Genomic DNA, 12,810 nt, shown 5'->3' on the forward strand with positions numbered 1-12,810 from the left:
TGCCTTGTTTTCCATCCTTTTCCAATAAAATGAATAATGATACTTTCAGGATTACTGTTCGAGTACTATGAGTACTATTAATTAGATACACGAGTTATCATAATTATCCAACAGCATTTTTGCCTTTGTGCACCACTTAAGGTACGCCTCATAGGTATCGATTCCAAAGGTCACAGTCAGGTAATAGAAGATATGATCTTCTTCATCCAGGACTCTTTCCAGATTTTCTTTGTACGTCTTCAGCACTGCCAGATTCCGCTTAACGTCCTCCTCGAAAATCTGAATATTCCTGATCGTAACGCTCCTGTCCTCAGCTCCTCCAAAATACAGTTTTAAGAGAGTTTCATATTTTAGCTCGTTGGAAGCCTGTTCTTCCTGAAGCCATTTTCTTAAAGCCTTTGTTCCCTGCTTCGTAATGTGGTAAGGAATTTTCTCTCGACCCCCGGTCTTGGTGGTCTTCTTTTTAGAAATAAGGCCCTCTTCCTCCATTGAAGTCAGCGCAGGATATATATTTCCATAGCTCCCTTTCCAGAAAAATCCAATTGCTCCATCCAGCCTCTTTTTTATATCATATCCAGTCAGATCTTCATGGGATAAAAGACCTAATATCACTACATCTATTTTCCTGTCTTTTGCCATATTTCTTTCTCCTGATTCATTTCCATGTAAACTGGTATTTTAGAACAGATTTGGGGCATTCATCAATGCATGCTCCGCACTGGATACACTCAGTGCATTCAGCATTTCTACCTTCTGCAACCAATTTCTTAACATCAAGTCCCATTGGACAAGCTCTGCTGCACTTTCCGCAAGAGATACATTTTTCCTTGTCTGCTTCTATACGAAGTTGCGGCAGATGTAGAAACCTTCCTATACTGCTTCCAATCACCATGAACGGTGCCATCCAGCAGATATAATGACAGGCTGCTCTTCTTCCATGGATAAGCGACGGAACCAGCAGTAGAGCTATGACACCATAATAGATCACATAATTGTATATGCTTGCAATAGATATGCCATGGTCTGTCATGTATAAAGGATCAATGGTCACATCGTTCTTGCCAATCACAAATGTAGCGATTACGGCGCATATCCAGATGATCCAAATCATATATTTGATTTTATCACGTTTTCCCTGCCTGGCTGGATTATCATTGATGCGAAGCGCGCATTCCTGAAGCCCTCCCGCCGGACATAAGTATCCACACCAAACTCTACCGAAAAAAACGGAAAAGATAAGCATCGCAACAAACACAATAAAACTGCCGTTTATAACATGTTCCATGGCTGCGTTGATTATTAAATAAGGGGAAAAATACCACATTGTAATCGGGAAGAGAAGTAATGATATCAGCAGAGTTGTTTTTCTTATTCTTTGTCGCATAACTGAAACCTCCTTTTTTGCAAAGGCATATATCTTTTTGATATATATCTATTTGATATATTATACCCATTCCAATATTACGTCAACCAAGAAAAACAGACCCTATTTTCACTTATTAGGGTCTGTTCTCACAACTCTTTTCTGAAAAATCTGTTCATGGTACTGTGGACCACCTCGTTAGGACGCTCTATCTCTTTATATCCCTTCTTTTCATAGATATGAATGCCGCCCGGAGATTATCATGAGTCTCCAGATAAGAAACCTTATACCCTGGTTCCCGCATTCTATAATTCTTAGAAATTCCATTTTGCCTGTCATAAATCAATTATTTTCCATCTGGGAAACTTGTAAATGCATTTTTCTCCACTTCCGGCAGACCATACTTCTCCTTTGCATCTGCAAATGCCTTTATCATGAAGGACATATTCCTTGCAAGATTTCTCATTGTTTGAAGTCCCTCAAGGTCTTTTTTTACATCTTCAGCAGTGAACCCATGCACCTGATTCCAGTATGTGCTTGAAGCCAAAGGCATTCCGCTTATGGTAAAGTACTTATTGAGCACATCAAAAGTTGCTGTATTTCCACCTCTTCTGCAGCTCACAACAGCGGCACCTACCTTCATCTGCTTGGAAAAAGATGTACTGTAAAAGAGCCTGTCCATAAATGAAAGGATTGTTCCATTAGGGGAGCTGTAGTAAACAGGGCTTCCCACAACAAGACCATCAGCCGCTTCAAACTTTTTAGCAACTTCATTTACAAGATCATTAACAACGCACTTGCCATTCTTCTCACAGTATCCGCAGGAAACACATCCTCTGATGTCCTTGTTTCCAACCTGGATGACCTCAGTCTCTATCCCTTCTTCTTTGAAAATCTTTATCATCTCATCAAGTGCTGTAGCTATGCAGCCATCTGCCTTTGGACTGCCGTTAAGTAGTAATACCTTTGCCATTTGAAATCTCCTTTCTCATCTAATACTATACACGTTCTTTCTTACATTAACGTATTCTTCTCTTGCTTAGCACCCTCATAAGGGAGTTCCATATCTGCATCCGGCATCATTGTCACAGCGGATTTTGTCGGCTTTACCTGAAAGAGTTTCATCTCTATAAAAGTCTTGTTCATTTCGCGTCCCCAAAAGTCTCTTTTCATAAAAAAGAAATCTGTCTAACTATTTACACCTTGCATACTCATATAATCTTCTCTAAGCATTCCGTAGATATTATAGTCGCAATAAACGGAAACCATTTTTCCTTGTCGAACGGTTCCTTCTTTTATAAAACCACATTTTTCCATAACCTTATTTGAAGCAGCATTTCTCACATCCACCCGTCCATTCAATCGGTCAATTTCTGTGTTCTCAAATACAAACCGTAACACTTCCTTCAAAGCTTCTGTAGTAATTCCCATACTCCAGTACTCAGGATTAATCCTGTATGCTATATCGCCCATTCTGGCATTTTGAATATCAAATACTGCGATCATACCTACCACTTTATTGGTTTCTTTCAATACAATTCCCCAATCAAGATCAAGAGAAGGTTTTCTTTTTACCCAAGGACGTGGATCAATAAACATGAGTTCAGGATTTTTCTCGCCCTTGCTTGCTTTTCTTCCCCAATATGTATAAATCTCATCTCTTCCCAACCACTCTTTTAAATCAGCCACATCGTTTTCGTTAAGCACACGAATAATCAATCTGTCTGTTTCAAGGATTGGTTTATCTATCTCATAATCTTTTAACATGGTTCCCTCTGTCAAACTCCGATTTGTTGTCGTAAATAATACTGCAAGATAATTTTTAATCATTTATCATCATATATCTGTTTCCATCGTCTCGATACACTTTATAGCCAAGCCTTTCGTATAACTGAAATGCTTTCGTATTAGATTTTTCAACATGGAAAAGTATGTGCTGTATACCAATTTCCTGTGCGTATGATAAATTGCATTAAGCATCTCTATAAACAATTCCCGTATTCTTTGTTCATCTGCAGGAACTGCCCTTCTAATTCCCTTAAATCTAATTGTATAACTATTCTTGTGTATTGCAGAAACTCTGCCTTTGCATAAATTCTTGTCTGTATTATTCATTTCTCTCCATCCTATCTTTTTCGACCAGTATGAAGACTTCAGATTTGAAATATACTAAGATGTAAAAAGCCGTGACTAATAAGCCACGGCCAAAGATAATCAGATATTTATCTATCACAAACCGAGGTCTTCATACTATATTCACTTACAATACTTATTCTTTTTACACTCATCATGAATACCTCGCTTTCTTTAAGATTTTTGAACTAAAAACAGTATATCAACAGTATCTACTGCATTCAATACGTTTGTTCAGATTTTTTCGAAATTTTCTATTAAAATCTACACTCACTTATCCGAACAACTTCTTCGCTGTGTTTTCCAATTCTTTGCGCTCCTGATAAGAATCATAGCCACTTTCCTTGTCATCAATGCCTTTAACAATATCCATCGAAAGGCGCCCATCATGATTACAGTAAAAGAAAAGCAGGCCCACCCTTTTCACGGATAATGACCTGCTATACACTGATTTTGGCCTGTTTTATTCCCCACAATCCATTCCCCCTACTGTGCCAGTTTTAAGAACTTCTTGTCATTCATCTGTTCATTCGTAATATACTTCCCATCACAGAATAGCGAATAAGTTGTGATCGGCGTCGGTGCATTCTGAGCATCATTCCTACTCTCGATCTTCATAGCTCTGAATGGAATGCCATTGTTCTTGGCTGTCTCTTCCAGCACAGGTACATACTTCGCATTGAACGGACACTGGTTCGTATAGTAAAGAACATATCCTTCCTCATCTATGTGCGGATGCTTAGCACACTCTTTGAACATCGGCTTCTCGGCCCCTTTCTCAAAGGGCAGATACCATAACTGTATGCCGTTATCCGCTTCATCACACACTTCAAAGCCTTTATATTTCAGGAATTTCGGATCAGCCAGAAATGGCTTTTTCTTTGCTGCAGCAAGAATGCAAAGTCCTTTCTTTCCCTTCTCCTTGCTGTCTTTGATGCATTCGGAAAGCAGGTCGCTTGAATATCCATGACCTTTGAAAGAACCGGAAACCCATAGGCAGTCTATATACATATACCCAGGTGCTTCGATTGGATTCCATGCATGCTCTGCCGGAATATATTCTATGAAGCATTTCCCGCGCTCCACACTTTTTAAGAATACAAGCCCCTCATCAAATCTGTCCGCAAGCCACGCCTTCTTTGAAGATACCTGTACATCTTTATTGTTGGATATGGCACAGCAGATATGCTCCTCTTCCAGATTCTCTTTTGTAACCCTGATATACTCCATAGCCCTCTCCTCCTACTCTCTCCGTTCCACTTCGGTCGGCGCAGAGCAATCGTCCCCCGGACGATTTGCGCCCTCCGGATCTTTCCAATATCCACCCTTATGGAAGTTCTCATTCCCTAGAGGTTTTGCTGTCAACCGGAACATAACGCAGCCATCCGGGCAAACAACAGTTTTCGTGTACTTGCTGTCTCCACCAAGGTTTTCAAGATCTCCGCCGCTTCGAACAGCCTCCATCAACGGATACAGCATCATCATGGTTTTGGAACAGATTCCGTATCCACCTTTGTTTACCGGGCATCCGTATGTGCAGGTGTATGTATCGCCTATCTCTTCTCCGTTACGGCAGTACCGTTCTGTGTGATCTCCCCTGAGAAAGCCTGTCACTTCAACCGTAAACTCATACTCTTCATCAAACCACTTCTTCATCGTCAGCTCTCCTTTCTGATCGGATGCCGGATCACTGTATTCATTTCCTCCGACTGAACTTTTCTCGCATCAGATAGATAAATCTCATGCTCTTTCCCCCATATAATCCTTAAGTTCTTTGACCTCACAGCCCTTTTTCGCATAGTATGCGTACATTTCATCCATCTTTTTCAGGTCATAGCTTGTAACACAATCGGATATCACGTGAACGCTATATCCTGCCTTTGTCATATTGAAGCATGTGGACTTTACGCAGCCTGTGGCATCCGCACCGGCAACAAAGAACTCATCAATTCCATTCTTTTCAATGAACTCTGCAAATTCCCCACTCGTAAGCGCATTTGCTTTCGTCTTTACAAAGATATTATCGGATAACACCTTCATTTCATGAACCAGCTCAGCCCCTTTTGTGTCCGGCTTAAAGGTTCTGGTTCCCGGCGACAGATTATTATGCTTGATATAGATGATCTGCATATTCTCTGCCACAGCCCAGTCGATAGCCTGATTGATCCGATCAATGATCTTTCTGTAATTCTTTGTAATGTCATTTTGAATGTCAATCACCATCAGTGCTTTGTTTCCCATGTTTCTTTCCCTTCCTTTCAAAAGCTCCGCATGGCTACGCTTCGCTCCCGCCATGCTCCAAACATTCGCAATCCGCGCTATTGCGCTACTTGCTCATGTTTGAGCGTTCGTCAAGGTCATGTGCCTGCTCGTGCAAGCACGACAGTCTCATGACTTTGACTCACTGCTTCTTGCATATTTTTTCGCCATATCACAGGCGATTTCATAAAGCTTTTCCCTGATAGACTCCGGTTCGATTACAGTCACCTTATCCCTGCAGGAAAGCATCCATGATATCAGGCCTTCATCGTCCGCATATTCATGTTCAAAAAGGAGTGATCCATACCTGATGCCTGTTATTATATTTGACATCACTTAAATATCTTCGCGGTAAATAACTGAAACATGAGTGATTTCATTTGCTTCACCCGGATACTCTTTGTCAAAATGCATACCGATTGCTTCAGCGGTTTTGATGGAAGGTATATTTGTGTACTTGCAATACGAATACAATGCCGGATAAACTGTGTTCTGAAACGCCCAACTTCGCACGGCTGCAGCAGCTTCTTTTGCATACCCCCTGCACTGGCAGTCACGCCTTATGTGATAGCCTATTTCAGGCAGCATCTCTCCATCGATATTCTGAAGAGTTAAACCACAATCTCCGATCATTTCACCGGTTTCTTTCATACATACAGCCCACAGGCCGAATCCATTTTCTTCATAGCGTTTCATATTACGCTTTATCCATTCCCTAACTCTTTTTTCATCAAAAGAATATGGATAGTGCTGCATGATATCGGAATCCGCCAAAACCACATATAAAGCATCAAAATCATCCATATTCATTTCGCGTAAGAAAAGTCTCTCTGTTTCAAGAATCACTTTCATATAATTTCGTCACCTCCGTTGTTTTTCGTTGCAGAACGCATCCACCTCTTTTTCCAATAATCGAAAGACATTTGCAACCAGATATCCGTCCGCTATCGCATGATTCATAAGAACCGAGACCGGCATCATCAGTCTGTCATTTTCATCCCTATATCTCCCCCAATTAACGATTGGTAGAAAATAGAGCAAACCCTGGTCCCATCAAACCTGGCCTGATTATGAATTATATAACTCTGTCCGATTATTATCATCATGATAATAGCAATAATTGCTATTAATATATCTTTCTTTCTATTCATGCCACTCCTGTTTTCATTCTAATATGTCAAAAGCCATATGGTACATATCCCTGGAATCAATACCACACCCATTGAATTTATTTCATGTTGCTTCTCCATCTCAGTTTCCTCCTATATTGTATCTCTTTTATTTAATATGCATATTCTTATAGCTACTCAATAATTTTCTCAGGCCATTTACATATCCCAACCTCAAGAGCACGTTCTTCTTTAAGGTGAAAATCTGCATATTTGCAGTACCAACAGCCTTGTATTGAGGGTATGGCATCCTCTCTTGGTGTATATGCAGGACAGATATCCTCCGGCCAGACGCTTCCATCTCTTTTGGGTACTTCATATCTATTTGAATTTATTTCCATTTACCGCTCTTTCCTCCTCATAAATAGCACTTACTTCTTTGCTCATATACAATCTAACACGCAAAGAAAAGCAGGCCTTAGCGTACACCGCATTAGGCCTGTTTTGCACTGCATTCACTAATTCCGCGAGAATAGCATATCCGCTGTCTTTTCCAGTTCGCGTCTTTCCTGCGTATCATCGTATGATTTTTCCCTGTCATCAATGCCCTTAACCACATCTATAGAAAAGAGTCCGTCTTTATTGCAGTAGAAAAAGATTTTCTTTATCCCGGAAACTTTAAAATGCGCCTCGGCATTTCCTTCAGGATAGAGCTTCACCATTTGGATGCTGTCCGTGGATGTGGCTGCAATAAATGAAATGTAATGGAGCTTGGTCATCTCGTGATCAATCCTGACATAGTACTCATCCTCAATACGTTCTATGAAGATCATATGGTTTTCATCTGAGTTTTCTGCCTCTTCCGGAAGGAGCTGTACTCCATGGCACTGTATGACAGCATCACCCATGGCATGTACAGCATTCCCGCAGATGGGACATACATAAAACTTGGACCTGAGCATATTTGCAGATACGTTTTCGTTCTTTATCCTGTTTCCTGAGATCAGTTCTGTAACCGAAATCTGAAAAGCATCAGCGATAGGCTCTAAAAGAGCTATGTCAGGATATCCTTTTCCGTTTTCCCATTTACTGACTGTTTTATCGGTCACTCCAAGATGATCGGCAAGCTGAAGTTGTGTCATGTGCTTCTGCTTACGCATCTCCTTTATCACATCACCTGTTACATACTGGTTCATAATCAGCCTCCTCATCAGTACATTTAAAACATCTAATGTAATGATATATCGGAGCTTTCATTTTAACCATCCACGGAAAGTAGAGTACTGCGGCTAAAAAATTTCACGTAACATCGCATTTAAGTGCCTCAATTATACTGTCATTTCGGATCCTTGCTGTCCAAAAGCAGATCAGCTATAGCACACAGGATTCCCCCGATTATTCCGATAATTCCCAAAACAAATCTTGCAGTATCCGTCATTTTTTGTACTCCTCCAAAATCATCTCCGTAACCCCCATAGTCCATATGGATCGCGCTTTAATTCTTTTTCATATAAAGAAACTACTGACCATATATCAAAAAACATCACCTTACAAGGACCGATAAACGCTTCTTTTATAAGTTTTTTTTCATAGGCCATATCCTGTATCTTGTACCATGCCTTCACCGGCGGGTGCCCGGCTTCTATCATCCACTTATCTGGCGGATAGATTTTACAAATTTCTTCTGACGGAGCATAGATATCATTTATATCATCCGGGGTTATTCCTTCCACATAGTGCATTGCCGTAAGCTTGTAAATATCAACTCCCAGTAAAAGTGCTTTCCCACCATTATGAATCGGATAATCCAACCCGCCACTTAGTGCTTCCCCGCCATGTTTACCCCATCCGGACGTACTTATAGTGTCTGCTCCGGTATAAGTGTCAGGAAGCTTTCTGAAAGTATCAGCCACAACACCCATCGCCGTTTTTTCAGCATCAGCCTCCAATATCTTTATCTTAACAGTAATCCCCAGCTTCTTATCTTCCTCTGAGAGATCCAACTCTTTACTCAGCCTGAGTGCAGGCATAAAGATACTGCCCTCTTCAGTAACCAGTTCTTTTAATGTATCTATGACTGTCTCTGCACCACCTTCAAGTTCTCCAAAACTGCTAAGTGAAGAATGCACTTCCAAAGTCATTCCTTTTTCAATTCCAAGCTTTTGCAATGCCGACTTTAGTTCCTCTTTAGTTATAGTTCGTTTGCTCAAAGTGACCTCCTACTTCCATGTGTCAAAGAAAAACAAACTAATAAAAGAAAGACAGCACCCAGCGTATTTTGTTTCTCCGATTCTATCATTTGCCCATTTAAGCATGTTATCAATCAAATTGTTTTTCATCATGACCTACCTCAGCTTTCTTTTTTAAATATATGAGAGCAATTATCAAAATATACACTGCTGACAAGCCGGCGTAGAACCATATATCAACCTGCAGGAAACAGTACAGGAAATTAAAACAGAAATGGATCACTATGCCATAAATCAGATTGTCGTTTTTCTCCATGAAATAGTTCATGATAAAACAAAGTCCGGTCATTACGATGACATTGGATAGGATATATGGAATCATCTGGATCCCCATGTAATCTGAATCAACAAACCATAGTATTGTATGCCAGAATGCCCATATAACTCCCTGGATCACAGATGCTTTAAAAAAGCTGTACTTTCCGTTCAAATATGGGCGAAGATACCCTCTCCATCCGGATTCCTCTCCTGTAGGTCCTGTCGTTATTGAAAAAAGAAATGATGCCCAAAATGGATATGCTCCAAAGCTCCAGTATTCACTAAATGCTCTGCCCTGATGCAAAGATAGCAAAAGCACCGTAATAAGAGTCGCCCCAAGAGTTATAATGGCTGAAACCACTAATGTAACTATGTTGATCTTTCCGCCAAAGGCTTTTTTATAAAACTCACTTATTGTTTGTCCCGGACAGAAATACTTAAAACCTATTAGCAGCACAATTGTAGGTGCCCATGCACAGACATTTGATAAAACTCTCATTACAACCGGTGAGCAGTGAAACACCATACTTGCAGTCCCACACAATCCCAGCACCATAAACCAGAACACAATATAGCTTAATGCCACATACCTTTTCATTTGCTTTTCCATGCGTTACCCCCTCACCGACAGATTGTCGGTCTAATTGTCAAATAATCGGGACTTACCAAATCACAGATAAGTCCCACATGTATCTGACTCTATATTACATATCAAGTCGCGCTGCATCTCCTATTACACTTATTAAGTTCAATTATGCACGGATATTGCTTTGCTCAGAAAAACCGCATCAATGCCTTCTCAAGGCTCCCTGCCTTTGCCCCGAGCATCTTTTCGATGTTGTAGATGAACGCGTTTCCCTTACGCTTCTTCTGCCTTGGCGTAAGGTTTTCATTATCATCGAATGCAATATTCCCATAGAGCATGATCATCTCGGCAGCTTCGTTTGGATACTTTGTGTCAAAGATACCGCTCTCATTCCCTTCCTTTATCAACTGAGCAATAAGCGGAACAACACCATTTATCAGACGTTCCTGCATCTTTTGGTGCAAAAGAGCATTCTGAGGCTTATGCATCTGCTCCATCACTTCATTTCCGGCGCTTCCTTTTACTTGTAAGGAACCCAGTACTCCTGTCAGCCTCTTAAGGCTGGGAAGGCTTTTATCATTTACAATACTTCTGGCCTGACTAATTCCCTCCCTGGTCATTCTGTCGACTATTGCATCCAGAATTTCTTCCTTAGAGCCAAAGTGATGATACAGCGTTCCACGGGCAATTCCAATCCTCGCTATAATATCGTTTGTGCTTGCATTATCATAGCCCTTCTCTGCAAACAGCTCCTCAGCGACATCTAGTATTTCGTTCTTTCTTTCCTCTGCTGTTTTTACAGTTCTCATATCCTTACCAAATTCAGCCATTTCAAACCGACACATTGTCGGTTATTATTGTATATTCCATCTACGAAAATGTAAATAGTATAAAACAGGCACAGCCCTTACATGGGTTTATGCCTGTTTTTCACTTCATTGTTTTTTGATATCAGTTCGAATCAGTCAGTATATTTGTATTTTTTCATAATCTGACCTGATGTTATGCATAGCACAGTTCCGGTTACTCCAAGTATGAACATCATCAGTGCTGCTCCTGAGCCCTTTCCGCTTCCAAAAAGAAATGTCCAGAATGTATCATCGCTTCTCAAAGTCATAAATGGCTCGCAAATTTTGTCTACAAAAATTCCTCCAAGAAATAGTCCAATTGGAATGGTAAAAAACTGCAACGTATTTCTGCAGGCATACACTCTTCCCTGGAGCTCAATCGGTATAACATTCCGCATTATTACATTCTGGTTAGCAGCCATAAGCGGTACGAACACCCATCCAATGATCTGACCAACACACCACAAAACCGGGCTTCTCGAAAATGCCAATAAGAAATTCTCTATTCCAAGAGCAAAAAGCATCGTCAGATATATGACCCTAACTCTGTCCTTTGGTTTCGGCAGAACCATTGGCAAAAAGCTCCCTGCTACCATTGCAAGCCCTGAACAGGCTGTTACAATCCCATACACATTGTTACCTTTTTGTGGGATAACAAGTGCCGGAAGTACTGCATCAAAAGCTGAAGCTGTAAGATTAACTCCTGACATGAACAGGATTACAGTATGTATAAGTGGTGTTTCTTTAAGGAATCTGATTCCCTCTTTTGCCAACTTGATCACGTTTTCGTTCTTATCAGTTCCACTTTGAATCTCTGGTAACCTGATAAAGAGCAGCAGCGAAATAAAAGCGATAGCAAAAGTCAGAAGATCTACAGCTATTACAACATCCAGCCCTGCCAGTCCATAAAGCGCTGCAGCAATAAGCGGATTTCCTATTGATATGAGCGAGCGTGACAACTGCTGAAAGCCGCTGGTCTTCTGATAATGCTCCTTGGGAACTAAAAGTGTATATGCCACCTCTGAAGCCGGCTGCTGAACAGTATTCATTAGCCCCGAAAGCGCATTAATTGCGTACAGATGCCACATAGTAAGTGTGTCAGTCTTGTACAAGACAAATACAATAACTGTAGTAAGCGCCGCCAAAAGGTCACAAATGAGCATGGTTTTCTTTTTATCGAATTTGTCTGTAATTGCCCCGGCAAAAATGCTCATAATAACGTATGGTGCATATGTGCAGATTGTAAGCGCCGCTGTGCTCAGTGCTGATCCGGTCTTTTCATACATCCAGAGCGTCAATGCAAACGACGTTATTGCACTTCCAAGCTGTGACAGACTCTGAGTGCTCCAAATTATGTAAAAATCTCTTAATTCCTTTATTCTGTTTTTCATGATAGTTTAACCTCCATACAAATATGTTTTCATTTGCATGGAGCATAAACACTGCAGTTGATCATGACCTTCCTCCTCTATGATATGTTATCATTCAAAATAATGCTTGTCATTCCTCTGAACTCATTCATACCACATAGCTGTGCGAAATTCGCTCATTCTTTCCTCTCCTTCTGGTCTTACATTATCCATCAATGTCCTTTGTGCTTCTCTTTCTTTTTCTGCTGCTTTAGTTCAAAAAGTCTTAACTCCTCTGCCTCTTTCTGTTCCCGGCTTTTGACCTTGCGCTCAAGTTTATTCTGCTCCTGCAATAGCTTTATCGCCTGTTGAGATTTTGTGCAAATACCTTTTTCTAAGACCATTTTCTTTGCATCACGTTGTAATTTCTTAGGATTCCTTTTTCCTTCCTTGACCACTGTATCTACAGCAGGACTAAACTTCAGCCGATAATATTTTCGGATAATAAATTCCTGAATCTCATAATCCTTGGGCTCTGCTCCAAAAGTTACTTTTGCCACAGACAATTTCCCATTTTCTACGCGTTCAAAAATTCCAACCCAGAAGGGATCATAAAAATATACTATTAATCTGCCACTCAATTGTTCAATTAACAT

General features: G+C 40.6%; 19 protein-coding genes and 1 pseudogene. All 20 read right to left on the reverse strand.

Features of this window, described 5'->3' with window-relative positions; all coding sequences use genetic code 11:
* Positions 1-81: 81 nt before the first annotated feature.
* The 20 genes and pseudogenes from BM086_RS11820 to BM086_RS11910 all read right to left on the reverse strand — a co-directional run bounded on the left by BM086_RS11820 (position 82) and on the right by BM086_RS11910 (position 12,804).
* Entirely contained in the window at positions 82-639 is a 558-nt protein-coding gene (locus BM086_RS11820; protein WP_092326762.1) for a PadR family transcriptional regulator, read from the reverse strand.
* Between the two features lie 16 nt (positions 640-655).
* Positions 656-1,384, reverse strand: a complete 729-nt coding sequence (locus BM086_RS11825; protein WP_092326765.1) for a 4Fe-4S binding protein — start codon at positions 1,382-1,384, stop codon at positions 656-658.
* A 325-nt stretch (positions 1,385-1,709) separates the two neighbouring features.
* Complete coding sequence (locus BM086_RS11835) at positions 1,710-2,336, reverse strand: flavodoxin family protein (RefSeq protein WP_092326768.1); 627 nt, start codon at positions 2,334-2,336, stop codon at positions 1,710-1,712.
* 41 nt (positions 2,337-2,377) lie between these two features.
* The gene (locus BM086_RS21625) at positions 2,378-2,509 is read right to left on the reverse strand and encodes a hypothetical protein (RefSeq protein WP_255367815.1); all 132 of its coding nucleotides are present in this window, start codon (positions 2,507-2,509) and stop codon (positions 2,378-2,380) included.
* Positions 2,510-2,551: 42 nt separating this feature from the next.
* Positions 2,552-3,130, reverse strand: coding sequence for a GNAT family N-acetyltransferase (locus BM086_RS11840; protein WP_092326771.1), 579 nt, complete (start codon positions 3,128-3,130; stop codon positions 2,552-2,554).
* 69 nt (positions 3,131-3,199) lie between these two features.
* Positions 3,200-3,478: a hypothetical protein gene (locus BM086_RS21405; RefSeq protein ID WP_092326773.1), complete on the reverse strand. Its 279-nt coding sequence runs from the start codon at positions 3,476-3,478 to the stop codon at positions 3,200-3,202.
* Between the two features lie 504 nt (positions 3,479-3,982).
* Positions 3,983-4,726 (reverse strand): N-acetyltransferase, encoded by a 744-nt coding sequence (locus BM086_RS11850; protein WP_026658842.1) that lies wholly within the window; start codon positions 4,724-4,726, stop codon positions 3,983-3,985.
* 12 nt (positions 4,727-4,738) lie between these two features.
* Positions 4,739-5,152 carry a TIGR04076 family protein gene (locus BM086_RS11855; protein WP_092326776.1) on the reverse strand — a complete coding sequence of 138 codons (414 nt, stop codon included), beginning with the start codon at positions 5,150-5,152 and terminating at the stop codon, positions 4,739-4,741.
* A gap of 2 nt (positions 5,153-5,154) precedes the next feature.
* Positions 5,155-5,241, reverse strand: a pseudogene (locus BM086_RS22065) (GyrI-like domain-containing protein); the annotation flags it as partial.
* Positions 5,237-5,737, reverse strand: coding sequence for an isochorismatase family cysteine hydrolase (locus tag BM086_RS11860; RefSeq protein WP_092326894.1), 501 nt, complete (start codon positions 5,735-5,737; stop codon positions 5,237-5,239). The pseudogene BM086_RS22065 and the gene BM086_RS11860, both read right to left, overlap by 5 nt.
* A gap of 147 nt (positions 5,738-5,884) precedes the next feature.
* Positions 5,885-6,088, reverse strand: coding sequence for a WYL domain-containing protein (locus BM086_RS11865; RefSeq protein WP_141107738.1), 204 nt, complete (start codon positions 6,086-6,088; stop codon positions 5,885-5,887).
* Positions 6,089-6,091: 3 nt separating this feature from the next.
* A complete protein-coding gene (locus BM086_RS11870) occupies positions 6,092-6,607 on the reverse strand; it encodes a GNAT family N-acetyltransferase (RefSeq protein ID WP_330391591.1) in 516 nt (171 codons plus the stop codon).
* 9 nt (positions 6,608-6,616) lie between these two features.
* On the reverse strand, positions 6,617-6,796 hold the full coding sequence (locus tag BM086_RS11875) for a CatA-like O-acetyltransferase (RefSeq protein ID WP_207650982.1): 180 nt from the start codon (positions 6,794-6,796) through the stop codon (positions 6,617-6,619).
* 262 nt (positions 6,797-7,058) lie between these two features.
* Positions 7,059-7,265: a hypothetical protein gene (locus tag BM086_RS11880; protein ID WP_044913968.1), complete on the reverse strand. Its 207-nt coding sequence runs from the start codon at positions 7,263-7,265 to the stop codon at positions 7,059-7,061.
* 117 nt (positions 7,266-7,382) lie between these two features.
* The gene (locus tag BM086_RS11885; RefSeq protein ID WP_092326782.1) at positions 7,383-8,060 is read right to left on the reverse strand and encodes a helix-turn-helix domain-containing protein; all 678 of its coding nucleotides are present in this window, start codon (positions 8,058-8,060) and stop codon (positions 7,383-7,385) included.
* Between the two features lie 261 nt (positions 8,061-8,321).
* Positions 8,322-9,074 (reverse strand): AAC(3) family N-acetyltransferase, encoded by a 753-nt coding sequence (locus BM086_RS11890; RefSeq protein WP_092326785.1) that lies wholly within the window; start codon positions 9,072-9,074, stop codon positions 8,322-8,324.
* A gap of 109 nt (positions 9,075-9,183) precedes the next feature.
* Positions 9,184-9,981, reverse strand: coding sequence for a CPBP family intramembrane glutamic endopeptidase (locus BM086_RS11895; protein ID WP_092326788.1), 798 nt, complete (start codon positions 9,979-9,981; stop codon positions 9,184-9,186).
* A 164-nt stretch (positions 9,982-10,145) separates the two neighbouring features.
* The gene (locus tag BM086_RS11900) at positions 10,146-10,787 is read right to left on the reverse strand and encodes a TetR/AcrR family transcriptional regulator (RefSeq protein WP_242952184.1); all 642 of its coding nucleotides are present in this window, start codon (positions 10,785-10,787) and stop codon (positions 10,146-10,148) included.
* 131 nt (positions 10,788-10,918) lie between these two features.
* Complete coding sequence (locus BM086_RS11905) at positions 10,919-12,196, reverse strand: MFS transporter (protein WP_092326791.1); 1,278 nt, start codon at positions 12,194-12,196, stop codon at positions 10,919-10,921.
* 191 nt (positions 12,197-12,387) lie between these two features.
* A complete protein-coding gene (locus BM086_RS11910) occupies positions 12,388-12,804 on the reverse strand; it encodes a YjdF family protein (RefSeq protein WP_092326902.1) in 417 nt (138 codons plus the stop codon).
* Positions 12,805-12,810: the final 6 nt, after the last annotated feature.

This window comes from Butyrivibrio sp. YAB3001, from assembly GCF_900112195.1.
GTDB lineage: Bacteria > Bacillota > Clostridia > Lachnospirales > Lachnospiraceae > Butyrivibrio.